This is a genomic window from Aeromicrobium wangtongii, from assembly GCF_024584515.1.
In the GTDB taxonomy this organism is placed as follows: Bacteria; Actinomycetota; Actinomycetes; order Propionibacteriales; family Nocardioidaceae; genus Aeromicrobium; species Aeromicrobium wangtongii.
The window spans coordinates 3,298,017-3,321,096 of sequence record NZ_CP102173.1 but is presented as its reverse complement, the minus strand read 5'-3'; the positions used below and the strand labels follow the sequence as shown (position 1 = coordinate 3,321,096).

At 71.0% G+C, this 23,080-nt stretch carries 23 protein-coding genes and 1 riboswitch; of the genes, 12 read left to right on the top strand and 11 right to left on the bottom strand.

What is annotated here, in order from left to right:
- Positions 1 to 20 precede the first annotated feature (20 nt).
- The 4 genes from NQV15_RS16330 to NQV15_RS16315 form a co-directional block, all read right to left on the bottom strand.
- Positions 21 to 779: a hypothetical protein gene (locus NQV15_RS16330; RefSeq protein WP_232403967.1), complete on the bottom strand. Its 759-nt coding sequence runs from the start codon at positions 777 to 779 to the stop codon at positions 21 to 23.
- Between the two features lie 146 nt (positions 780 to 925).
- A complete protein-coding gene (locus NQV15_RS16325) occupies positions 926 to 1,642 on the bottom strand; it encodes a hypothetical protein (RefSeq protein WP_232403966.1) in 717 nt (238 codons plus the stop codon).
- Between the two features lie 140 nt (positions 1,643 to 1,782).
- Positions 1,783 to 2,226 carry a hypothetical protein gene (locus NQV15_RS16320; protein WP_232403965.1) on the bottom strand — a complete coding sequence of 148 codons (444 nt, stop codon included), beginning with the start codon at positions 2,224 to 2,226 and terminating at the stop codon, positions 1,783 to 1,785.
- A 128-nt stretch (positions 2,227 to 2,354) separates the two neighbouring features.
- A complete protein-coding gene (locus tag NQV15_RS16315; RefSeq protein ID WP_232403964.1) occupies positions 2,355 to 4,262 on the bottom strand; it encodes an acyl-CoA dehydrogenase family protein in 1,908 nt (635 codons plus the stop codon).
- 72 nt (positions 4,263 to 4,334) lie between these two features.
- On the opposite strand from NQV15_RS16315, the gene rraA reads away from it, so the two are divergent.
- Complete coding sequence (gene rraA, locus NQV15_RS16310) at positions 4,335 to 4,820, top strand: ribonuclease E activity regulator RraA (RefSeq protein WP_232403963.1); 486 nt, start codon at positions 4,335 to 4,337, stop codon at positions 4,818 to 4,820.
- A gap of 12 nt (positions 4,821 to 4,832) precedes the next feature.
- The gene (locus tag NQV15_RS16305) at positions 4,833 to 5,345 is read left to right on the top strand and encodes a GNAT family N-acetyltransferase (RefSeq protein ID WP_232403962.1); all 513 of its coding nucleotides are present in this window, start codon (positions 4,833 to 4,835) and stop codon (positions 5,343 to 5,345) included.
- Positions 5,346 to 5,358: 13 nt separating this feature from the next.
- Here NQV15_RS16305 and gdhA read toward each other — a convergent pair whose 3' ends face one another.
- Positions 5,359 to 6,702 carry an NADP-specific glutamate dehydrogenase gene (gdhA, locus tag NQV15_RS16300; protein ID WP_232404018.1) on the bottom strand — a complete coding sequence of 448 codons (1,344 nt, stop codon included), beginning with the start codon at positions 6,700 to 6,702 and terminating at the stop codon, positions 5,359 to 5,361.
- An 89-nt stretch (positions 6,703 to 6,791) separates the two neighbouring features.
- A riboswitch (cobalamin riboswitch) is annotated at positions 6,792 to 6,945 on the top strand.
- Positions 6,946 to 7,011: 66 nt separating this feature from the next.
- Between gdhA and NQV15_RS16295 the strand changes: the two genes are divergently transcribed.
- The 7 genes from NQV15_RS16295 (at position 7,012) to NQV15_RS16265 (ending at position 13,973) form a co-directional block, all read left to right on the top strand.
- Positions 7,012 to 8,577 carry a prenyltransferase/squalene oxidase repeat-containing protein gene (locus NQV15_RS16295; protein WP_232403959.1) on the top strand — a complete coding sequence of 522 codons (1,566 nt, stop codon included), beginning with the start codon at positions 7,012 to 7,014 and terminating at the stop codon, positions 8,575 to 8,577.
- The gene (locus NQV15_RS16290; protein WP_232403958.1) at positions 8,577 to 9,446 is read left to right on the top strand and encodes a hypothetical protein; all 870 of its coding nucleotides are present in this window, start codon (positions 8,577 to 8,579) and stop codon (positions 9,444 to 9,446) included. The genes NQV15_RS16295 and NQV15_RS16290 overlap by 1 nt, the downstream gene beginning before the upstream one ends.
- Positions 9,413 to 10,534: an energy-coupling factor transporter transmembrane component T gene (locus NQV15_RS16285; RefSeq protein WP_232403957.1), complete on the top strand. Its 1,122-nt coding sequence runs from the start codon at positions 9,413 to 9,415 to the stop codon at positions 10,532 to 10,534. Before NQV15_RS16290 ends, NQV15_RS16285 begins: the two co-directional genes overlap by 34 nt.
- Complete coding sequence (locus tag NQV15_RS16280; RefSeq protein ID WP_232403956.1) at positions 10,531 to 12,114, top strand: ABC transporter ATP-binding protein; 1,584 nt, start codon at positions 10,531 to 10,533, stop codon at positions 12,112 to 12,114. The genes NQV15_RS16285 and NQV15_RS16280 overlap by 4 nt, the downstream gene beginning before the upstream one ends.
- A complete protein-coding gene (locus NQV15_RS16275) occupies positions 12,111 to 12,899 on the top strand; it encodes an ECF transporter S component (protein ID WP_232403955.1) in 789 nt (262 codons plus the stop codon). The genes NQV15_RS16280 and NQV15_RS16275 overlap by 4 nt, the downstream gene beginning before the upstream one ends.
- A gap of 190 nt (positions 12,900 to 13,089) precedes the next feature.
- The gene (gene cspE, locus NQV15_RS16270; protein ID WP_056605450.1) at positions 13,090 to 13,293 is read left to right on the top strand and encodes a transcription antiterminator/RNA stability regulator CspE; all 204 of its coding nucleotides are present in this window, start codon (positions 13,090 to 13,092) and stop codon (positions 13,291 to 13,293) included.
- Positions 13,294 to 13,400: 107 nt separating this feature from the next.
- Complete coding sequence (locus tag NQV15_RS16265) at positions 13,401 to 13,973, top strand: antibiotic biosynthesis monooxygenase (protein WP_232403954.1); 573 nt, start codon at positions 13,401 to 13,403, stop codon at positions 13,971 to 13,973.
- 7 nt (positions 13,974 to 13,980) lie between these two features.
- Here NQV15_RS16265 and NQV15_RS16260 read toward each other — a convergent pair whose 3' ends face one another.
- Together NQV15_RS16260 and cobT are read right to left on the bottom strand one after the other, a co-directional pair.
- Positions 13,981 to 14,988, bottom strand: a complete 1,008-nt coding sequence (locus NQV15_RS16260) for an enoyl-CoA hydratase/isomerase family protein (protein ID WP_232403953.1) — start codon at positions 14,986 to 14,988, stop codon at positions 13,981 to 13,983.
- Positions 14,985 to 16,025 carry a nicotinate-nucleotide--dimethylbenzimidazole phosphoribosyltransferase gene (cobT, locus tag NQV15_RS16255; protein ID WP_232403952.1) on the bottom strand — a complete coding sequence of 347 codons (1,041 nt, stop codon included), beginning with the start codon at positions 16,023 to 16,025 and terminating at the stop codon, positions 14,985 to 14,987. The genes NQV15_RS16260 and cobT overlap by 4 nt, the downstream gene beginning before the upstream one ends.
- Before the next feature lie 91 nt (positions 16,026 to 16,116).
- Here cobT and NQV15_RS16250 point away from each other — a divergent pair, with 91 nt between their 5' ends.
- Positions 16,117 to 16,713: a hypothetical protein gene (locus NQV15_RS16250; protein WP_232403950.1), complete on the top strand. Its 597-nt coding sequence runs from the start codon at positions 16,117 to 16,119 to the stop codon at positions 16,711 to 16,713.
- Here NQV15_RS16250 and NQV15_RS16245 read toward each other — a convergent pair.
- Positions 16,703 to 17,221, bottom strand: a complete 519-nt coding sequence (locus NQV15_RS16245) for a mismatch-specific DNA-glycosylase (protein ID WP_232403949.1) — start codon at positions 17,219 to 17,221, stop codon at positions 16,703 to 16,705. The two genes, NQV15_RS16250 and NQV15_RS16245, sit on opposite strands and share 11 nt — an antisense overlap.
- A 40-nt stretch (positions 17,222 to 17,261) precedes the next feature.
- The gene (locus tag NQV15_RS16240) at positions 17,262 to 17,831 is read right to left on the bottom strand and encodes a TetR/AcrR family transcriptional regulator (RefSeq protein WP_232403948.1); all 570 of its coding nucleotides are present in this window, start codon (positions 17,829 to 17,831) and stop codon (positions 17,262 to 17,264) included.
- 104 nt (positions 17,832 to 17,935) lie between these two features.
- On the opposite strand from NQV15_RS16240, the gene NQV15_RS16235 reads away from it, so the two are divergent.
- Complete coding sequence (locus NQV15_RS16235; RefSeq protein ID WP_232403947.1) at positions 17,936 to 18,367, top strand: organic hydroperoxide resistance protein; 432 nt, start codon at positions 17,936 to 17,938, stop codon at positions 18,365 to 18,367.
- Positions 18,368 to 18,392: 25 nt separating this feature from the next.
- Here NQV15_RS16235 and ligD read toward each other — a convergent pair whose 3' ends face one another.
- Positions 18,393 to 19,355 (bottom strand): non-homologous end-joining DNA ligase, encoded by a 963-nt coding sequence (ligD, locus tag NQV15_RS16230; RefSeq protein WP_232403945.1) that lies wholly within the window; start codon positions 19,353 to 19,355, stop codon positions 18,393 to 18,395.
- Between the two features lie 46 nt (positions 19,356 to 19,401).
- Positions 19,402 to 20,031 (bottom strand): TetR/AcrR family transcriptional regulator, encoded by a 630-nt coding sequence (locus NQV15_RS16225; protein ID WP_232403943.1) that lies wholly within the window; start codon positions 20,029 to 20,031, stop codon positions 19,402 to 19,404.
- A 78-nt stretch (positions 20,032 to 20,109) separates the two neighbouring features.
- Here NQV15_RS16225 and NQV15_RS16220 point away from each other — a divergent pair, with 78 nt between their 5' ends.
- Positions 20,110 to 23,073: a type II toxin-antitoxin system Rv0910 family toxin gene (locus NQV15_RS16220; protein WP_232403939.1), complete on the top strand. Its 2,964-nt coding sequence runs from the start codon at positions 20,110 to 20,112 to the stop codon at positions 23,071 to 23,073.
- Positions 23,074 to 23,080: the final 7 nt, after the last annotated feature.

Below are 23,080 nucleotides of genomic sequence, written 5' to 3'. Positions count from 1 at the left end.
CGATCAGGCAGTGCTGCGGATCAGATCTTGCCCGTCTTCAGGGTCGAGAACTTCTCCTGCGTCGCCGAGCGCGTGATGTACAGGCGGTAGCGGTACTTGGTCCGGTTCGTGATCTTGTACGAGCCGTTGCCCTTGGAGTTCAGCTTGATGTTCTTGACGGTGCGCCACTTCCCGCCCTTGGAGCGCTGCAGCTTGACCCGCTTGACCGACTGGTACTTGCCGTTCGACGGGTTGATGATCTTGACGCCGTAGACCTTGAAGGTCACCTTGCTGTTGCGACGGTGGATCTTCAGCGGGTACGTGGCCTTCGACGTCACGTGCTTGCGGGCGTAGAAGACGTTGCTGCGGTTCTGGTCGACCGTCCCGTCGGAGAAGAACGTCGGGCCGAGCTGGACCTTGCCGGAGCCCCAGCCACGCGGGATCTCGACGCCGCCATTGCCCTGGCCGGGGTACAGGATGACCCGTCCCTTGACCCGTCCGTTGATCGTGACCTGGGTCTGGACGTTGTTGCTCGGCGCCTGGCCGGCGACGTTGCCGAGGAACTGGGTGGTGGCGCGGTCGGTGATGACGCCCGAGCCGAGCCGCAGCGCCGTGATGACACCGGCTGCGTCGACGTTCGAGGTCGTGCCGAACGAGGTGGCCGACGGCGCCGCACTGGGAGCGGCGGCCGCGGCGGCGGTGCTGGTCTCGGCGGCCGAGACCGGCCCTGCGCCGAGGCTGAGAGCAAGCGCCGAGGCCGTGATGACGGCGCCGACGCGGGCAAGAGTGGATGTACGCATACGTTGTTCCCCCGGATCGTGATGAATTGGGCCCTAGTGAATCACACCTGGTCGGCGCCGCAAGACGGGCTGTCGCGCAGTCCAGGACGACGCCGGCCCCCGACCCGCAGGGGTCAGGGGCCGGCGCGAGGAGCGGTCGGTTCAGGTCAGATCTTCATACCCTTGGTGTGCCCGCCTTCGTACACGCTGGTGGTCTTGATGACCAGGCGGTAGTAGCGCTTCTTGCCGTCCTTGCGGGTGAACGTCTTGGTGCCGTTCTTCTTGAGGTTGACCTTCTTGAGGGTCTTCCACTTGCTGCCCTTCTTGACCTGGATGGTCGCCTTGCGGATGCCGACGTTCTTGCCGCGGCTGTCGACGTAGCGGGCCTTGATCTTGAAGGTGAGCTTCTTGCCCTTCTTGCGCACCTGGAGGCCCGAGCGGTACTCGACGCCGTAACGGATCTGGACGGCGTTGGACGCCCCCGCCACCGGACGGTCGGTGTAGGCGCCACGGTGCGGGGCCGGACGCGAGTCGTACCCGGACAGGGTGAAGTTGGTCAGCGTGACGGCACCGGCGCCCCATGCGCGCTCGTAGTAGAAGCCGTTCGAGTTGATGCGAACGCCCGCAGCCACCAGCCGGCCGTTGACGTTGACATTGGCCTTGAGGCCGTACGGAGTGGACGTCGAGCCCGGCGCGGCATATGCGAAGGTGCCGGGGACGAAGGTCGACGTGGAGTTCTTGAAACCGCTCAGCGCAACGGGCTGGATGACCGCGGTGGTCACCGTGGCGGTGTCACCCGGCGCAGCGGAGGCCATCGTCGTGGTGCCCGCGACAAGGGCGGTGGATGCAACGGCGACGGCCGCTGCGCGCAACAGAGCTCGCATGTGGTGTTTCCCCCTGGATGGTGTTGGATTCGTGGCGACATTCAAGCAGATCGTCCCTGAGTCGCAACACAGTGTCTCAACCAAAGGGACCGGCCCCCGACCCATACGGGTCGGGGGCCGGTCTCGCGGGTGCTACGAGGTCAGATCTTGACCGAGACGGTGCGACCGCCCTGGTACAGGCTGGTCGGCTTGATCACCATGCGGTACTTGCGCTTCTTGCCGTCGGTGCGCTTGTACGTGCCGGTGCCCTTGCGGTTCAGCTTGACGTTCTTCTGCGTCCGCCACTTGCCCTTCTTGAGGACCTGCAGCGTCACCTTGCGGATGCCGACCGGGCGGCCGGCGTCATCGCGGTAGCGGGCCGTGAAGCGGAACGTCAGCTTCTTGCCGACCTTCTTGACGCGGATCTTGGACTTGTAGTCGATCGGGTACGGCGCGACGGCGGTGGACACGTTCGCCGTGGTCGAGACGTTGGACGCGCTGGTGGCGGCGGGCGACGAGCCCTGGGCCGTGGCGGCCGTGGCGCCTCCGGCGACCAGAGCGGTGGACGCGACGGCGATGGCCGCTGAGCGCAAGAGATTCTTCATGGTGTGTTTCCCCCTGGAGGTGGTGGATCGTGGGTGGCCGCTGTTATCGGCGCTCCCCAGTGAACCAGACATCGTCAAGGCCGCAAGGTGGCCCCAAGCGGGGGTGTGACGTGGTCGTGCGACCGGCTTCACTCGGTCAGCAGCATCGCCGCGTTGAGCGTCTCCTCGGGCACGCCGAAGCCCTCGATCAGCGTCAGCGTGTGCGGCCGCAGCTTGTCGAGCAGGTCGTTGATCAGGGCCGTGACGGTCTTGGCGCGGGTGTCCGACAACCGGTTGTGGCCCATGAACCAGGCCAGGTCCTCCTCGATCGCGGACAGCGCGTAGAGCGAGCAGACGTCCCGCAGCAGCTCCTGTGCCTCCGGGTCCTCGCACCGGGCGATGCCCGCGGTGAAGGCCTCGAGGACGATGCGCTCGATGTGGACGCGCCCGGCGCGGATGACGTGGTCCTGCGCGGCGTTGAAGACCTCGAAGGCCTCGACGGGGTCCTTGCCGGCGCGGCGCAGGCGTCGCGCGGCGGTCTCCAGGACGTGCTGCTCGCGGTCCTCGAACAAGTTGAGCTGGGTGCCGCGGTCCAGCAGGTCGTGGTCGTCGTCGCTGTTGCCCGGGCGGGCGTCGATGAGCCGTTGGATGAGCTGGGACGCGGCGGTGCGCTCCTTGACCACGTCGGCGACCGTGCTCGCGGCGAACCGGACCATGCCCACCGGGTCGAGGCCGCCGACCTCCTGCGCGTACGACGTCAGCAGCTCCTTGGCCACGAGCTGGAACAGCACGTGGTTGTCGCCCTCGAACGTCGTGAAGACGTCCGTGTCGCCCTTCAGCGTCGTCAGGCGGTTCTCGGCGAGGTAGCCGGCGCCACCGCAGGCCTCCCGGGCCTCCTGGATGGCCTTGGTCGCGTGCCAGGTCTGGGCGGCCTTGAGGCCGGCGGCCCGGCTCTCCAGCTCGCGCTGCTGGTGCGGGGGAGGTGGCTCCTCCGAGCTCTGGACCCGGTCCATGCGGGCCACGAGCTGGTTCTGGGCGAAGCGCATGGCGTACGACTTGGCGATCAGCGGCAGCAGGCGCCGCTGGTGCATCCGGTAGTCCATCAGCAGCACCTCGTGCTCGGCATCCGGGCCGAACTGGCGCCGCTTGAGGGCGTAGCGGCCGGCGATGCTCAGCGCGACCTCGGTGGCTGCGCTGGCCGCGCCGCCGACGCTGATGCGTCCGCGGATCAGCGTGCCGAGCATCGTGAAGAAGCGGGCGTTCGAGCTCTCGATCGGGGAGGAGTACGTGCCGCCCTCGTCGACCTGCCCGTACTTGTTGAGCAGGTTCTCGCGCGGGATGCGGACCTGGTCGAACACGATGCGCCCGTTGTCGACCGCGCCGAGACCGCCCTTGTGCCCGTCGTCGGAGGTCGTGATGCCGGGCAGGTCGTTGCCGTCCTCGTCGCGGATCGGGACGATGAAGCAGTGCACGCCGTGGCCCTCACCCTTGGTGATGAGCTGGGCGAACACGGCCGCGACCCGGGCATGTGCCGCGGCGCCGCCGATGTAGTCCTTGCGCGCCGACGGCGTCGGGGAGTGGATGACGAACTCCTGCGTCGCGGGGTCGAAGGTCGCGGTCGTCTCGAGGCTCTGGACGTCGCTGCCGTGACCCGTCTCGGTCATCGCGAAGCAGCCGAGGATGTCCAGGTTGATGAGGCCGGGTATGTACTTCTCGTGGTGTGCGGCGGTGCCGAGGTTCTCGATCGCCCCGCCGAACAGCCCCCACTGGACGCCGGCCTTGACCATGAGCGACAGGTCGAACTGCGCCAGCATCTCGATGCCCGTCACCGCCATGCCCGGATCGCCGGTGCCTCCGCTGGAGACCTTGAAGCCTGCGGCCGGGATGCCGGTCGGCACCAGCTTCTTCATCTGCTCCAGCACGCGCGCCCGCGCCTCGTCGAGCGTCAGGTCGTGGTCATAGGCGAGGTCGAGTTCGGCCAGCTCCTTGCGGGACTGCTCCCGCACATGGCGCCACTTGCCGTCGAGGGACATACGGAGTTCGTCGCTGAGCGTCATGCGCCCACGGTACCGGCGCCTGCTGTGCGTGGCAGGCCGGTAGCGTGGGCGCCACCCGTCGAGAGGATGACCGTGTTCACGACTCCTGACCTGTGTGACGACCACCCCGAGGACGTCCGGGTGATGGCGCCGATGTTCCGGACCTTCGGAGGTCGCGAGGCCTTCTTCGGCCAAGCGGTCACGGTGCGGTGCCACGACGACAACTCGCGGGTCAAGGACCTGGTGGCCACCCCGGGTGAGGGGCGGGTCATCGTGGTCGACAACGGCGGGACGACCGGGCGCTCACTGCTGGGCGACAACATGGCGTCGGCCGCAGCCGACAACGGCTGGGCCGGCCTGGTGATCAACGGCGCCGTGCGCGACGTCGAGATCCTGAGGACGATCGACCTCGGCGTGCAGGCCCTGGGCGTGTTCCCGGTGCGGACCGATCCGCAGGGCGCCGGTGACGTCGGCCTGACCGTCACGTTCGGCGGCGTCTCGATCACGCCGGGCGACTGGGTCTACGCCGACGCCAACGGCATCGTCGTGGCGTCGAGGGCGCTGCACCACGTGGCGTGACACCATGCCGCCGTGCCCTCGATCCGTCTGCTCGCCCTTGACGACGTCCCTGCCCTGACAGAGCTCCACCGCCGCAACCGCGATCATCTCCAGCCGTGGGAGCCGGTGCGGGCGGACAGCTGGTTCACCACTGAGGGTCAGCTCGCGGCGGCGCGCACCGCGCTGGAGGGTCACGCCGACGGCACGTCCCATCCGTGCGTCATCCTCGAAGACGACGGGCGCCTGGTCGGTCGCATCGGGTTGAGCAGCATCATCCGTGGCGCCTTGCAGTCCGGTTCGGTCGGCTACTGGGTCTCCGCGGACGCGCAGGGTCGCGGGATCGCCACGGCCGCGCTGCGCTCGCTCGTGCAGGTGGCGTTCGGGGAGCTGGACCTGCACCGGGTGCAGGGCGAGACGCTGACGCACAACACCGGCTCCCAGAAGGTCCTCGAACGCGCCGGCTTCGTGCGCTACGGCATGGCCCCGGACTACCTGCGCATCGCGGGCCGGTGGCAGGACTGCGCGCTGTTCCAGCTCATCGCCTGACCCGACCGACGAATCAGATGACGCCCAGGGCGATCATCGCGTCGGCGACCTTGGTGAAGCCGGCGATGTTGGCGCCCGCGGTGTAGCTGCCCGGGCTGCCGTACTCGTCCGCAGTGGCGAGGCAGCGGTCGTGGATGCCGCGCATGATGTCGGCCAGGCGCTCCTCGGTGTGGGCGAAGCTCCACGAGTCGCGTGAGGCGTTCTGCTGCATCTCCAGCGCGCTGGTGGCGACGCCACCGGCATTGGCCGCCTTGCCGGGCGCGTACCGCACCCCGCCCTCGGTCAGGACCTTGATCGCCTCGGGCGTGCACGGCATGTTCGCGCCCTCGGCGACGATCATGCAGCCGTTCGCGACGAGCCGCGCCGCGTCATCGGCGTCGAGCTCGTTCTGGGTCGCGCACGGCAGCGCGATGTCCGCCGGCACGTGCCAGATCGATCCGTCCCGGCCCAGTTGGGCGCCGGCGCCGCGGGCAGCGGCGTAGTCCGCGATGCGTCCCCGGTCGACCTCCTTGACCTGCTTGAGCAGCGCCAGGTCGATGCCGTCCTCCTCCACGACGTAGCCGCTGGAGTCCGAGCACGCGACCACGGTTCCGCCGAGCTGCTGGACCTTCGCGATCGCGTACGTCGCGACATTGCCCGAGCCCGACACGGTGACGCGCTTGCCCTCCAGGGACCCGCCGGTCGCCTTGAGCATCTCGTCGACGAAGAACACCGTGCCGTAACCGGTGGCCTCGGTGCGGACGCGCGACCCGCCCCACGAGATGCCCTTGCCGGTCAGGACGCCGGACTCGTAGCGGTTCGTGATGCGCTTGTACTGGCCGAACAGGTAGCCGATCTCGCGGCCGCCGACACCGATGTCACCGGCGGGGACGTCGGTGTACTCACCGATGTGGCGGTACAGCTCGGTCATGAACGACTGGCAGAAGCGCATGACCTCGGCCTCCGAACGACCCTTCGGGTCGAAGTCCGAGCCGCCCTTGCCGCCGCCGATCGGCAGACCGGTCAGCGCGTTCTTGAAGATCTGCTCGAAGCCGAGGAACTTGACGATGCCCAGGTTGACGCTGGGGTGGAACCGCAGCCCACCCTTGTACGGGCCGAGGGCGGAGTTGAACTCGACCCGGAAGCCGCGGTTGATGTGCACCTGTCCGGCGTCATCGGTCCACGGGACGCGGAAGATGATCTGACGCTCCGGCTCGCACAGCCGCTTGATGACATCGGCGTACTCGGGGTGCTTCGTGACGACGGGGCCCAGGCTGTCGAACACCTCGCGGACGGCCTGGTGGAACTCCAGCTCTCCCGGGTTGCGGTCGAGGACCTGGTGGAACAGGTCGGTGAGCTTGTCGTCGAGGCCTGGCACGTGTGTTGCTCCCTTGTTCGGCTGCCATACCGTCCACGACAGCTCCTCGTCGAGGCTACTCATCGCTCGGCGGTGCCCGCCCGATAGGTCCCTGCTTCAGCGGGTGCTAGATTCGTCGAGCCATTCGGCACAACTCCATCCACCCGCATCGCAGGGGAAGCCGGTCCAAGTCCGGCGCTGACCCGCAACCGTAGGCCACCTCAGGTGGCGAGCCGGAGCACCTGCCTGTGGGACTTACCGATCCACGCTGTCGAGGACAACACGTGACGGGCTCCTGGGCCTTTCCGTGATGCAGCGGGAAGGACTCCGATGAACAGCACCACCCTCCGCCGCCTCGGTGCGGCCGTCATCGCCCCGGCCCTGGCCGCAGGCATGGTCGTCGCCGCGCCCTCCGCGCAGGCCGCACCCAACTCGTACGCCTACTCGGCTGCCCGCTGGCTCAGCGACCAGCTGACCGACGGGGTCGTGCACAACGAGCAGTACGACTTCGACGACTACGGCCTGACGCTCGACATCTTCTTCGCGCTCAATGCGCTCGACACCCGGGCCGGCGACCAGAAGCGCATCATCGACGCGCTGTCAGCCGACCCGAGCGTCTACACGGGCAGTGGCACCGCGGTGTACGCCGGCGCGACCGGCAAGCTGGCGACGGCGGTCCAGGCCAGCGGCGGCCAGGCCGATGACGTGGCCGGCGTCGACCTGATCAAGCAGGCCGAGGCGCTGGTCACCTCGTCCGGACGAGCCAGCGACACCTTCGACCCCGCCGACGAGTACGGCGCGGACTACTCCAACGCGATCGGTCAGTCCTTCGTGGTGCGGGCGCTCTCGACCGCCAGGAGCCCCCTCGCCGACGAGACGGTCGACTACCTGCTCGAGCAGCAGTGCGACGACGGCTCGTTCCGGGTGCAGATGGCCGATGAGCAGTGCACCACGACCGTGGGCACGATCGACGCCACCGCCCTGGCGGTGCAGGCGCTGCAGGTTGCCAAGGGCGCCGGCCAGGCAGACGTCCAGGACGACATCGACCAGGCCGTCGCCTGGCTGCTGGGGCAGCAGGCCCCCGACGGTGGGTTCTCCGACGAGGGCACCTCGAACACCAACTCCACGGGGCTGGCCGCTGCCACCCTCAGGGCGACCGGCAAGGACGGCGCCGCGGGCAGCGCGGCCGCGTTCATCGTCGACCACCAGGTCACCGACGCCGTCGCCGAGGACTCCCTGCTGGCCTCCGAGCTCGGCGCGGTCGCCTTCGATCAGGCTGCGCTGGATGCGGCGAAGGCCTCGGGCATCGACGAGACCACGCGCGACCAGTTCATCCGGGCGACGGCGCAGGCCGCGATCGGCGTCAACGCCCAGCTGTCGGCGACCTCGCTGGCCGTCACCGTCCCGTCAGGTCTGAGGAAGGCCGGCAGCACCATCGCGGTGTCGGCCACCGGTCTGCGCGCCGGCGAGAAGTACTCGCTCTCGGTGGCAGGTGGTGGCTCGTTCACCGGATCGGCCGACGCCGAGGGCCGGGTCGCGCGCTCCGTGCCCACCCCGGCCGGAACCGCCCAGCGTCTGGTCACGGTCGTGGGATCGCGCTCCAACCGCGTCGGAACCACCGCCGTCACCCTTCTCGGGGCCCGCAAGATCACCCCGAAGCTGCGCCACAAGACGGTCAAGAAGGGCAAGAAGCAGACCATCTCGGTCTCCGGCCTGACGCCGGGCGAGCGCGTCCGGGTGTACCTCGGCGGCAAGCTGGTCAAGTCCGGAACGGTCTACTCCAACGGCACGTACACGGCCCAGAGCAAGGTCGGCAAGAAGGCCGGCAAGAAGACCGTGAAGGTCATCGGCGCCTTCGCCGACCGCACCGGCTCGAAGTCGTTCCGGGTCAAGTGATGCGCCGATTCGCGGGCCTGCTCGCCGCGCTGCTGCTGGGCAGCGCGGCAGGGGTCGTCCTCGCAGCCGGTCCGGCCGCTGCGGCCTCCTGCCCCGCGGGACAGGGGGTCACGGTCGTGGTCGGGTCGAGCGTGTCCTGCGACCCCGGCGGCGGCGGAACCGCGGCCAGCAGCATCAAGGCCACCGGGCACACCCTGACGATGGTCGACCGACAGCCGGGATTCGTGTGCCGCGTCGACGGTGCCCCCAGCTCGGCGGGTTGTGTCAACACCCCGCCGACTGACGCGTACTGGGGGGTGTTCTGGTCGGACGGCAAGTCCGGGAAGTGGACCTACGCCACCCAGGGCGTCGGATCGCTGCGGATTCCCGCGGGCGGATGGGTCGCGATGGTGTTCCAGAACAGCAGCTCCAGGACCTACCCGGGCGTCAACCCCGTCGGCACGGCCCCGGCCCCGGCTGCCACGAAGCCGGCCGGCCAGCCGACCCCCAAGGCGACCGCCACCCCGAAGAAGGTCGTCACGCCGAAGGCGACGGCGCCGACTGCCGGGCGTACCGGCAGCGCACCGGCGGCACCCCCGGGTGCCAATTCCGCGGCGCCGGGGACCCCGGGGACGCCGACCCCATCCGCGACCCCGTCGACGGGAGCCGCGGCCACCACTCCCGCGCCTGCCCCGTCGCCCTCGGCTGCCGCGGAGCAGCCGGCTGCGGCGCCGGAGACCACCGATGACATCGAGTCGACCAGCAACCAGGCCGACTCCTCGGACGGGTCCGGCTCGCTGGGCTGGGTCGCGGCCGTCCTGGTCATCGCGCTGGTCGCCGGCATGGGGGCCGTGCTGTGGCGGCGCAAGGCGGCGGGCGGGCCGTCATAGCCACCGTCCTGCCACGCGATCTGCACCCAGGGGCCTGGTGGATCTGGTCCCTGGGTCTGGCCGCTGCCGTGTCGCGCATGGCGAACCCGATCCTGATCGTCCTGGTCGTGCTGGTCGCCTGCTTCGTGGTGCTGGCGCGGCGCACCGAGGCGCCGTGGGCGATGTCGTTCCGGTTCTACCTGTACCTGGGCCTGCTGATCATCGGGATCCGCGTCGTGTTCCGGATCCTGGTCGGCGGCAGCGGCGGGGGACCGGTGTTGTTCACGCTGCCGAGCATCCCGCTGCCGGAGGCGGTCCGCGGCATCGAGCTGCTGGGCCCGGTCACCCGCGACTCGCTGCTCGCCGCGCTGTACGACGGCATGCGGCTGGCCGCGATCGTGATCTGCGTGGGCGCGGCCAACACCTTGGCCAATCCCAAGCGGCTGCTCAAGTCGATGCCCCCGGCGCTGTACGAGGTCGGCACGGCGATCGTGGTCGCGCTCTCGGTGTTCCCGCAGCTGGCCGAGAGCGTGCAACGGGTCCGCCGGGCACGGCGGTTGCGCGGCGACCCGGGCAAGGGCATCGGCTCGCTGCGGCGGATCATCGTCCCCGTCCTGGAGGACGCCCTCGAACGCTCCATGACGCTGGCCGCCGGGATGGACGCGCGCGGCTACGGACGTTCCGGGGAGGCGACGCGTTCCGCCCGGCTGCTCACCGGCACGCTCATGCTGGCCGGCCTCGTCGGTCTGTGCGTCGGCACCTATGCATATCTGGACTCGACGGCGCCCCGGGCGCTGGCCTGGCCGATGCTGGCGGCCGGCGTCGTGCTGGCGGTGCTGGGGTTCGTCGTGGCCGGCCGGCGCGTCGAGCGGACGAGGTACCGCCCCGATCGGTGGCGCACCGGTGAGCTGGTGGCGGTCGCGTCGGGCGTGGCGGTCGCCGTGCTGACCTACGCCATCGCCGCGCGGCGTCCGGACGTCATCCTGCCGTCGGTCGCCGACGGGCCCGAGCTGACGATCGCGGCGCTCGTGGCTGTCATGATCGGGCTCGTGCCGGCCTTCCTGACCCCTCCGCCGGTGCTCGACGCGACCGCGGAGGTGCGCCGATGATCGAGCTGCGCGGAGTCGGTTTCACGTACGACGGTGCCGACGAGCCCGCCCTGCAGGGCGTGGACCTGGTCCTGCCCGAGGGCGAGCTCGTGCTGGTCGCCGGCCGCACCGGTTCGGGCAAGTCGACCCTGCTGGGCACCTTCAACGGCCTCGTCCCGCACTTCAGCGGCGGCGAGCTGGCCGGCGACGTGCTGATCGACGGGGAGTCCATCCGCGGGCGCGCGCCCCGGGAGCTGGCCGACCGCATCGGCTACGTCGGGCAGGACCCGCTCGCCGGATTCGTCAGCGACATCGTCGAGGACGAGCTGGCCTACGGCATGGAGCAGCTCGGCCTGGACCCGAGCACGATGCGCCGCCGGGTCGAGGAGACGCTCGACATCCTGGGCATCGCCGGACTGCGGTCGCGGCCGCTCCGGACGCTGTCGGGCGGGCAGCAGCAGCGCGTCGCGATCGGCGCGGTGCTGACGATGCACCCGCGCATCCTGGTCCTCGACGAGCCGACGTCGGCGCTGGACCCGACCGCGGCCGAGGACGTCCTGGCGACGCTCGCCCGGTTGGTCGACGACCTCGGGCTGACCGTGGTGCTGGCCGAGCACCGGATGGAGCGGGTCATCCCGTTCGCGGACCGGCTCGTGCTGGTCGAGGGCAGCCGCGTGCGCGACGGCGAGCCGGCCGAGCTGTTGGCCGACTCCAGCGTCGCGCCGCCGCTCATCGAGCTGGGCCGGCTCGCGGGCTGGTCCCCGTTGCCGCTGTCGGTGCGCGAGGCGCGTCGCCGCCGGTCGTCCCTGGGCGTCCTGCCCGAACCGGCGCCGGTCGATCTGCCGGCCGCCGAGCCGGCCCTGACCGCGACCGGGATCTCGGTGACGTACGGATCGGTCGTCGCGGTCCGCGACGTGGACCTCGTGGTGCCCGCCGGCCGGGTCGTGGCCCTGATGGGCCGCAACGGCTCGGGCAAGTCATCCCTGCTGTGGGCGGTGCAGGGCACCGGCAGGCGCAGGTCCGGCACCGTCGACGTCGATGGCTCCGATCCCGGCACCCTGTCCAGCAGCGAGGCCCGCAACCTGGTCGGCCTGGTCCCGCAGACCGCCAGCGACCTGCTCTACCTGGAGACGGTCGACGAGGAGTGCGCGGCCGCCGACAACCAGGCCGGCTCCCCGGTGGGCACCTGCCGGGCGATCCTGGACCGGCTCGCGCCGGGCATCCCCGGCAGCTCCCACCCGCGCGACCTGTCCGAGGGGCAGCGGCTCTCGCTCGTCCTGTCGATCGTGCTGACGGCCCGCCCCCGCGTCATTGCCCTGGACGAGCCGACCCGCGGCCTGGACTACACCGCGAAGTCCGAGCTCGCCGGCATCCTGCGCGAGCTCACCGCCGAGGGGCGTGCCGTCCTCCTGGCCAGCCATGACGTGGAGTTCATCGCCCACGTCGCCGACGAGTGCGTCGTCCTGGCGGACGGGGAGGTCGTCTCGACCGGGCCGACCGCGCAGGTGCTGGCCGAGTCGCCGGCGTTCGCTCCCCAGGTGTCCAAGATCCTGGGACCCGGCTGGCTGACGGTCGAGCAGGTCGCGGAGGCGCTGGCATGAGCCAGGTGGCGTCCAGGTTGCGGCCGCGGTCGATCGCGGTGCTGGCGGTCGCCTCGCTCGCCGGCCTCCTGATGTTCATGTGGCCGCTCGTGCTGGTGCCGGAGGCCGGCGCGACGCGGGTCGACCCGCCGTTCTTCTTCATGCTGCTGCTGCCGCTGGTGGTCGGCGTCGTCGTCGTCGAGCTGACCGAGGGCGGCATGGACTCCAAGGCGCTGGCGATGCTGGGGGTGCTGACGGCGATCAACGCCGCGCTGCGGGCGCTCGGGGCCGGGACGGCGGGCATCGAGATGGTGTTCTTCCTGCTGATCCTGTCCGGGCGGGTGTTCGGCGCGGGCTTCGGCTTCGTGCTGGGGTGCACGTCGCTGTTCGCATCGTCCCTGCTGACGTCCGGGGTGGGCCCGTGGCTGCCGTTCCAGATGCTGGCCTCGGCGTGGATCGGAATGGGAGCAGGGCTCCTGCCGCGCCGCCTGACCGGACGCGCCGAGATCGTGGCGCTGGTCGTCTACGGCGTCGTGTGCTCGTACCTGTACGGATTCTTGATGAACCTGTCGTCGTGGCCGTTCACCCTGGGCATCGAGGTGCCGGGCCACGAGGGCGGACTGTCGTTCGTGCCGGGCGCCGACCTGCTCGACAACCTGCACCGGTTCACGATCTACACGCTGCTGACCTCGACGGCGGGATGGGACACGGGTCGCGCGATCACCAACTCGATCGCGATCGTGGCTCTGGGACCGGCGATTCTTGCCACCTTGCGACGGGCCGCGCGGCGGGCCCGCTACGTGTAGATCGTCACAACTTCGCCCAGAGGAGGCGCTTTGTGGAAAAGCCCGCTACAGTAGACATCAGTTGCACGACGTTGGGCTGTACGAACGAATGATGTTCCATCACTGGTTTTGATTTCTTCTCGGTTAAATGTGTGTCGCGACGGCTGTCCGCGAAAGGCGTGGACGGCAACTCGCAAGAAGGAGCAAGACTATGGCTACTGGAACTGTCAAGTGGTTCAACGCTGACAAGGGCTTCGGATTCATCGCCCCGGACGACGGCAGCGAGGACGTGTTCGCGCACTTCTCCGCCATCGCGTCGAGCGGTTACCGCTCGCTGGACGAGAACCAGAAGGTCGAGTTTGACGTCGAGCAGGGCCAGAAGGGCCTGCAGGCGACGAACATTCGTCCCCTCTGAATCCACTGATCTGAACTAGATCACCGCAAGACCCCCGGAGCCTGGCTCCGGGGGTCTTTGCATGTCCGACCACGGCCGACACCGTCGCGAACACACCAGGGGAGCCCATGACCGAGCTGACGACCGGACCCGTGACCGTCTCGATCACCCGCCGGGTCGACCCCTCGCAGGAGGACCAGATGCTGGCCTGGCTGCGGGCCAGCAACGAGCTGGCCGAGCGCTTCGAGGGATTCCTCGGCTCGGGCTGGGTGCGCCCGGCCACCGAGTCGGCCGAGTGGCACATGCTCCGGTTCGCGTCGCCGCAGGCGCTGGACGCGTGGGAGCAGTCCGCGCAGCGTCGCTGGTGGTTGGACTCCGCCCAGGGATTCGTCGACGAGTCCTCGCGGGAGCACCGCACCGGTATCGAGGGCTGGTTCGACGAGCCCTCCAGCGTCGACGTGCAGGACCTGCGGACCCCCGCGGCCGCGCCGCCGCGCTGGAAGCAGATGTGCGCGATCTTCATCGTGTTCTTCCCGCTGAACCTGATCGGCAACGTGGTGGGCCGGGAGTACCTGAGCCACTGGTGGCTGCCCGGGCGCGTTCTGCTGACGGTCTGCATCATGATGCCGCTCATGACGTACGTGCTGCTGCCGTGGGTGACGCGACTGCTCGCCCCGTGGCTGCACCGGGTGAGGTCCTGAGCCCGCCTCAGCCGAACAGGTGACCGAACGTCGACGGGTCGACCTCGGCCAAGGTCGCGGGATCCCATGTGGGGGACCGGTCCTTGTCGATGACCTGGGCGCGGATGCCCTCGGCCATGTCGGGCACGCCGAGCAGGAAGGCCGACACGGCCAGGTCCTGGTCGAGCGCGGCCCGAAGGTCCGGCAGCGTCGCGGCACGGCGCAGCGCGGCCAGGGTCAGCGCCACGGCGGTCGGTGACCGGGCCTCGATCTCGTCCGCGGCCAGTGCGGCCGCCTCGACCCCACACGCTCGCAGCCGCGCGACGATCGCCAGGGGATCGTCACCGCGGTAGCACTCGTCGATCCACGAGCGCTGCGCCGCCAGGGCCGACGCCCCGGGATCGATCGACAGTCGGGCGAGCACGGCGTCGGGTGCCTCGGTCCGCAGGGCCGACTCGAGCTCGGCGAGTCGCACGCTCGGCACCAGGACGTCAGCCAGACCGAGGGCGATGGTGTCCGGCCCGTCGGCGCTGGCGGCGGTCAGGGCCAGGTGGGTGCCGAGCTCGCCCGGGGCGTGGGCCAGCAGCCACGGACCGCCGACGTCCGGGACGAAGCCGATCCGGGTCTCCGGCATGCCGAGCGACGTCCGCTCGGTCACGACCCGGTGCGAGGCATGGGCCGAGATGCCGACGCCGCCGCCCAGGACGATGCCGTCCATCAGCGCGACGACGGGCTTGTCGAACGTGGCGATCGTGTGGTCGAGGTGGTACTCGTCGCGCCAGAAGTCGATGGACTCGGTCGTCGTGTCGCGGGCGGAGCGGTACATGCCCTGCAGGTCGCCGCCGGCGCACAGGCCGCGCTCCCCGGCGCCGGTCACCAGCACCGCCTCCACGGCGTCGTCCTCGGCCCAGGTGTCGAGTGCCTGCTGCATCAGGTGCACCATCTGCGGCACGAGCGCGTTGATGGCTCGTGGCCGGTTCAGGGTCAGCACCCCGAGGCGTCCGCGGCGCTCGACGACGACCGACTCGTCGCTCACAGGTCGGACAGCAGGGCGACCTGCGACAGCAGCAGCGCGGCCGACCGCACGACCGGGACGGCCGCGACGGCGCCGCTGCCCTCACCCAGACGCATCCCCAGGTCGAGGACGGGCTCGAGCCCGAGCTTGCTGAGCGCCAGCGACTGGGCAGGCTCGGTCGAGCGGTGTCCCGCCGCGAACCAGGCGGCTGCCCCGGGGGCCATGCGGTCGGCGATGACGGCTGCCGCGACGCAGATGAGTCCGTCGAGCAGGACGGGGACGCCGGCGCGCGCGGCCGCGGCCATGTAGCCGGCGGAGGCGGCCAGGTCGGCGCTGCCCAGCGCTGTCAGGGTGTCGACCGGGTCGGCGACTCGGTCCCCGGCGCGGTCGAGGGCCTGCTGGACGATCTCGGTCTTGCGGGCCAGGCCCGCCTCGTCGATGCCGGTGCCGCGGCCCGTGACCTCGAAGGCGGGCAGGCCCAGCGAGGCGGCGATGAGGGCTGCGGCGGGGGTCGTGTTGCCGATGCCCATGTCGCCGCTGATCAGCAGCTGAGCGCCGGCGGCGATCTCCTCGGCGGCGACGGCCTCTCCGGCCGCGATGGCGCGGGCCGTCTGATCAGATGTCAGGGCGTCCTCGAGGTGGATCGCACCGCTGCCGCGACGGATCTTGTACGCCGTCACGTCGTCCGGCACACCCGCCAGGTCATCGTCCACGCCGAGGTCCAGCACGCGCACCGTGACGCCGTGCTGCGCCGCGAGCACCGAGACGCCGGCCCGGCCGGCCAGGAATGTGCGGACCATGGCAGGCGTGATGGCCTTCGGGAAGGCCGACACGCCGTGGTCGGCGACGCCGTGGTCGCCGGCGAAGATCACCGTGCGCACGTGCTCGACGGGCCGCGGCGGCACCTGGCCTTGGGTCGCGGCGACCCAGACGGCGAGGTCACCGAGCCGGCCGAGGGCGCCGGGCGGGGTCGCGAGTCCGGCCAGTCGGGACTCGGCGTCGGCCCGCACCTGAGCGGACGGCGGCGTGACGACATGGGGGGTGTGCTGGTGGGGCATGGGGCTCCTGACGGTTCGGCGCCACACTATCCGCCGCCCCGGAATGCCCGGACGTGGCCGCCGCGCGCCGCTATCGTCATCGCCTGTGTGCGTGCCTCTCGAGCTGTCCTTCGCCCCGCAGGTCCGTGTCGCGCGATGGATCGGCCTCGGTTCGCTGGGACTGGGCGTGCTCTTCGTCTACCTGACCCTGACTGGGTACGCGAGCGGCAGCGGCAGCGGCACGACGGGGCTGGTCGTGGGACTGGTCGTCGCAGCGATCTTCGGCGGCTTTGGCGCCGTGGTCCTGTGGACCCTGCGCGGCGCGTCCGCGGCGGGGCTGCGGATCGACGGCACCGGCATCACCAGCACCACCGGTCGCGGGACCGTGCTCGTCACCTGGGGGGAGCTGGCAGCCGTCGACGTCTGGTGCTGGGTGCGGGTCGTGTCACGCGGCGGTGCCAAGCTCCCGAAGTCGATGCGCACCAAGGTCAGCATCCTGGTCCGGCTCGCGCCGCTGGACGAGGAGGACTTCGGCTCCCGGCCGGACCTGCGCCCGCTGGCGCGCATCGACCAGACGCCGTTCACGCGTGCGATCGGCGTCCCGGGCCCGACGCTCGGCAGGGGCGACAAGCTGCCCACGGTCGACCAGATCGCCACTGCGCTCGCCGCCTTCGGTGGCGACCGCTTCCGCGGGGTCGTCAGGACCTGACCACGGCCCGGTCGGCGACGAGCGCGGCCAGCTCGGCCCACCACGAGAGACGGTCGGACCGTCCGCCGTGGTCCTTGCGCTGGTTGGCCCCGCTGCTGCTCGGCAGCACGAACACCCGGGCGCCGGCGAACGTCCATCGTTGCCGGCCGAGCGCCGGGCGCGGCTCGCCGAGGGTCCGCGCGACGGCGTCGGCGCCCACGCGTCCGTTGAACGCGATCCAGCGGGGAGCGGCCCGGTCAAGGGCCGTCGCGAAGGTGTCGACGTCGAAGGGGTCCGGCGGGTCGAAGCGGCGCACCACGTCGATCAGGCCGATGCCGAGGTCCGGCAGCCGCACCTCGTCCCCCGGCGTCAGGAGGGTCGGGGTCAGCCCACTGTCGTTCAGCAGCCTCCAGAAGGCGTTGCCACGCTGGGCGTAGTGGTGGCCGCGCTCGGCTGCGCAGGGGCCGACCGCCGTCCCGCAGATCGCCAGCTCGATGCCAGGTGTCCAGATGTCGTCCAGCACGTCCATGCCCCGCGAGTACCCGGCCGCGCCGGGCTGACACGGCCGACTACCGGCCGATGATGGCGCGACCGGCGGCGACCAGTGCGGTCGCGATCTGCTCCGGGGCGTGGCCGACATAACCCGACACCATCGCGCCGTCGCGCAGCATCATCAGCTGCTCGGCCTTGGTGGCCGGGTCGTCGACCCCCAGCTCGGCCAGCAGCTCGGCGGCCTGCTGGACCACCCAGGCGCGGTGCTCGGCGATGACCCGGCGGCCCGGGTGGTCACCGTCGGGCAGCTCGGCAGCCGCATTGATGAACGGGCAGCCGCGAAAGCCCGGCGAGCAGCTCAGGTCGCCGACGGCGCCGGCGTACCAGCGAAGGACGCCGGCCGGATCGCCCGCGAGCTCGTCCCGCTTGGCGACGATGAACGACTTCTCCTCCTCGGAGCGGGCGCTGAGGTAGGCCGCGACCAGATCGCCCTTGGTCGGGAAGTGCCGGTAGAAGGTGACCTTGGAGACGTGTGCGGCCGCGATCAGCTTGTCGGCGCTGACCGCGCGGATGCCCTCGGCGTAGTAGTGCTCGGTCGCGGCGGCCAGGATGCGCTCGCGCACGGGAACCAGGTCGATGACGCTCATGGGAATCAGGTCCTGTCGTCGGGGGTGGTTGTGCATCACGCGGAAAGGTGGTTCCATCGTAATAGACGTACTAGTCAGTCTACATCAAGATCCGAGGAGAACACATGCCCGAGAGCATCGTCTACACCGCCGTCTCGACATCCACCGGTGACGGCCGCAACGGCCACGTCCGCAGCAGCGACGGACTCATCGACACCGATGTCCGCACGCCCAAGGAGATGGGTGGCCCCGGCGGCGCCACCAACCCCGAGCAGCTGTTCGCGTCGGGCTACGCCGCGTGCTTCCACTCCGCGCTGAAGGCCACCAAGAAGGTGCACGGCGTCGACGTCGTCGACTCCGCCGTGACGGCCGAGGTGGGCATCGGGTCGAACGGCGAGGGTGGCTTCGAGCTCGCCGTGACGCTGCACGTGGAGATCGGCGGTGGCGTCTCGGCCGAGGACGCGCAGAAGGCCGTCGAGGTCGCGCACCAGGTGTGCCCGTACTCGAACGCCACCCGCGGCAACATCGAGGTCAAGCTTGAGGTCGAGACGGCCTGATCGTCCGTCCCCCGGAGCCGCCGGTCTACCCCTCGGGGTCGGCCGGCGGCTCCGCGCCGTCGGCCTCGTCGCGCTCGGCCCACTGCAGCAGCGGCGCGATGTCGAACACCGCGTCGTCGATGCCGGCGTGCAGGTCGCCCAGGCGGGCGAGGCGGTCCGGCACCGTCGCGATCGTGAAGTCGTGCGGATCCAGGTCGTCGATCTCGCCCCACTCGACCGGCGTCGACACCCGTCCGTCCGGGAAGCCGCGCACGGAGTACGCCGCGGCGATCGTGTGGTCGCGGGCGTTCTGGTTGTAGTCGACGAACAGCTTCTTCGGATCGCGGTCCTTGCGCCACCAGGTCGTGGTGACCTCGCTGGATCGCCGCTCGACCTCGCGGGCGAAGGCCAGCGCGGCGCGGCGCACGTCGGTGAACCCGTGCTCGGGCGGGATGCGCACGTAGACGTGCAGCCCTGAGCCGCCGGAGGTCTTGGGGAACCCGGTCGCGCCGAGCTCGTCCAGCACCTCGTGCACGACGTGCGACACCCGTTGGACGGTGGCGAAGTCGCACTCCTGACCCGGGTCGAGGTCGATGCGCCACTCATCGGGCTTCTCGACGTCCGCGCGCCGGCTGTTCCAGGGGTGGAACTCGACGGTCGACATCTGCACCGCCCAGATCACGGCGGCGACCGAGGTCACGCACAGCTCGTTGACGTCACGATCGAACCGGGGGAAGTGGACGCTGACGGTCTCGAGCCAGGGTGGGGCGCCGGCCGGGACCTTCTTCTGGTGCACCTTGTCGCCGGCCAGACCCTTGGGGAAGCGGTGCAGCATGCACGGGCGCTCGAACAGAGCGTTGACGATCGGTTCGCCGACCGCGAGGTAGTACTGCACCAGGTCGAGCTTCGTCCAGCCGTGGTCCGGGAAGTAGACCCGGTCGGGGTTGGAGACGCGGACGACCTGATCGTCCACCTCGATCTCGACGGCGGGGGAGCCGGGCGCTGCCATGTCCCCACGGTAGACCGGGGCGGCGCACCCTGCGCGTCTTCGAGGCTCAGCCCCAGGTCTCGGCCCCCGAGCGGCCCAGCAGGACCGGGATGGCACGCCGCCAGCGGTCCAGCAGCACCCGCTGCGAACCGTCGTCGTCCACCAGCAGGGTCGTCATGGTCGATCCGGTGAGCAGGTCGATCGTGAACTGCACGAGGGTCGGCACCCGCGGGTCGTCATCGGCCGCGACCGTCGTGACGGCGCGGTGGACCGACTCGAAGACCGTCCGCTCGACCGGTACCAGGGCTGCCCGCAGGTCAGCGTCCGTGCGTGCTGCGACCCACAGCTCCAGCACCGCCAGGAACGCCGGGCTCTGCAGGTCCTTCCAGACCAGGTCGACGGCAGCGTCCCAGCCCGCGGCCCCGGAGTGCTCCACCTCGTCGGCCAGGACGTGCAGGCGACGGTTCGCGACGTCCTCGACCACGGCGACCAGCAGCGACGCCCGGGTCGGGAAGTGGTGCAGGAGCGTCCCGCGGGCGACTCCGGCGCGTTCCTGCACGCGCGAGATCGTTGTCGCGGCGTGGCCCAGCTCGACCAGCGAGCTGATGGTCGCGTCGATGACACGCGAGCGGGTCGCCGCCGTGCGATCGCGCTGCGACCGGCGTGCGTTCTGACCGGGCGCGGTCTTCTCGGACATGGGGCCACCTTGCCAGACGGGGCGCAGTCCAGCAGACTGCACCATGACAGAAACAGTCTGATCGTACGGGAAGTGCACATGAGCTCCAGAAGTCCTCTCCAACGCCGCGCCAAGCAACTGGCGGGAACCGCCTCTGCCGTCGCCGGCATGGCCCGCAACCCCGAGACCCGCAAGGCGCTGCTGTCATCGCTGCGGCCCGGCGACTCCGGTGCGCAGGCACCCGTGCCGGCCGGGGGCTCGGTGACGCTGGACCCGCCCACGGGCCTCGAGGACTTCAGCCGTCGCAGCGTGGCCGTGGCGTCCTCGGCGACCCCGCCGGACCAGCTCGCGGAGGCGATCGCCGACTTCGGCCGGGCGCCGGAGTGGTTCTCCCTGCACGCGGCCTGGCGTGGTGATCCCCCCGGACGCCTGGCCGAAGGTGACACCTTCGCCCAGCAGATCCTGCTGATGGACATCCCGGCGGAGGTGCGGTGGACCGCGGCATCGGTCACGAGCCGCGGACTCGAGCTGCAGGGCACCGGCCCGATGGGCATCGTGCTGGCCCTGTGGTGCGCCGTCGCGCCGGACGGCACCGGATCGGTGCTGCGGGTCGACGTCGGCATGGACGGCCCGCCCCTGCGCGGCCCCATCGGCACGACCGTCGTCCGCAGCATCGACGCGGCCCTGGCCGTCTCGGCCGACCGACTCGCCGCGATGGGCACCGGGGCCGGCGCGCGTCCGGCCTGGACCGTGCGCGACGAGCCGGTGCTCCACGAGGCCAGCGGGCGGATGCTCGACCCGCGGACGCCCGTCGTCGTCGGTGTCGGACAGGTCGTGCAGCGGGTGCCCCAACCGGCGAACGATCCCGTCGCCCTCGCGGCGCAGGCGCTGCGCGCCGCCGCCGAGGACAGCGGCGCCGGCGAGCAGCTGCTGCGTGCGGCCGATGCGGTGTACGCCGTCCCCAGCGCCTCGTGGACCTACCGCGACCAGTCGGCCCTCGTGGCCGAGGCGGTCGGCGCGACGCCGAACGAGCGGGTGCAGTCGACGCCCTACGGCGGCGACGGCTCACAGCTGCTGGTCAACGAGGCCGCGGCCGCGATCGCCTCGGGCCGGTCGCAGATCGTCCTGGTGGCCGGGGCCGAGGCGGGATCGACCCTGGCCGCCGTCCAGAAGGACGGGCAGACGCCGGACTGGCCCGAGCAGGACGGCGACATCGCCCCGGACCGCGTGGTCGGCGTCGACCGGGTCGCCAACAACGAGATCGAGACGGCCGTGGGGCTCGGCGCCCCGGTGTACGTCTACTCGCTGATGGAGTCGGCCGTCCGCCACCGGCGCGGCCACGACGTGCCGCAGCACCGGGAGGCGATCTCGGGCTTGTGGTCGCGCATGTCCGCGATCGCCGCGGACAACCCGTACGCGTGGAGCCCGACCGAGGTCCCCGCGGACGAGCTGGCGAGCCCCACCCCCTCCAACCGGGCCATCAGCGAGCCGTACACGAAGCTGATGTGCGCGAACCTGCAGGTCGACCTCGCCTCGGGCATCGTCGTGACCAGCGTCGCGGCTGCCCAGGCAGCGGGCATCGCCCAGGACAAGTGGGTCTTCGTGCTGGCCGGCGCCTCGGCGACCGATCAGTGGTTCGTGTCGGAGCGGGCCGACCTGTCGACGTCACCCGCGATCCGTGCCGCCGGCCGCGGGGCGCTCGAGCACGCCGGGCTCACGATCGACCAGGTCAAGCACATCGACCTGTACTCCTGCTTCCCGGCTGCGGTGCAGATCGGCGCGGACGCGCTGGGCCTGCCGGTGGACGATCCCGAGCGCCCCCTGTCGGTGACCGGTGGACTGACCTTCGCCGGCGGGCCGGGCAACGGGTACGGCAGCCACGCGATCGCGACCCTGGTCCCGATCCTGCGCGCCGACCCGACCGCCACGGGCCTGTCGACGTCACTCGGCTGGTACGCGACCAAGCACTCGGTGGGCCTGTACTCAGCCCAGCCGCCGGAGCGCGCCTTCGAGCACCTGCGGCCCATGGTCGAGCGTCCGCCCGCGCGCCGCGTGCTGCGCTCGTACGAGGGCGATGTCGTGGTCGAGGCGACCACGGTGCCCTATGCGCGCGACGGCGCCCCCGAGGCGGCGGTGCTCAGCGTCCTGACGCCGAACGGCGACCGGGTGCTGCTGCGCAGCGACACCCCCGAGATCATCGCGTTCGTACTCGACGGCGACCCGATCGGTCGCACGCTGCGGCTGTCCGGCGGCGAGATCTCGGTGCTTCGCCGCAAGATCGCGGAGCTGCCGGAGCCGCCGTCGGCACCGGTGAAGGTGCGCCGTGAGGGGGCCGTGGCGGTGGTGACCCTCGATCGACCCGAGGCGCGCAACGCGATCGACGCCCGCACCGCCGCAGCGCTGGAGCTGGCGATCGACGATGCCGAGGCCGACGACACGGTGCGGGTCATCGTGCTGACCGGGGCCGGCGGTGCGTTCTGCGCGGGCATGGACCTCAAGGCCGCGGCCCGGGGCGAGTTCCCGGTCACCGAGCGCCGTGGTCCGCTGGGACTCACCGGCCAGCCGCCGACCAAGCCGCTCATCGCCGCGGTCGAGGGCAGCGCGCTGGCCGGCGGTTGCGAGCTCGCGCTGGCCGCCGACCTGATCGTCGCGGCCGAGGACGCCGAGTTCGGCATCCCGGAGGTCCGCCGCGGACTGATCGCCGCTGCGGGTGGCGTCATGCGTCTGCGCGACCGGTTGCCGCGCAACATCGCGATGGAGCTGACGCTGCTGGGCGAGCCGCTCCCGGCTGCCCGGCTGGCCGAGCTGGGGTTGGTCAACCGGGTCACCGAGCCGGGATCGGCGCTCGAGGTCGCGATCGACCTGGCCACCCGGATCGCCGCCAACGCGCCGCTGAGCGTGTCGGTCGGCAAGAAGATGATCGACGAGTCGCCCGGTTGGGACCTCGATGACGCCTTCCAGCAGCAGAGCATCCTCGCCTCACCGGTCATCTTGTCCGATGACGCCCGCGAGGGAGTCGCGGCCTTCGCCGAGGGACGCGAGCCGGTCTGGCGCGGACGCTGACCGTCCG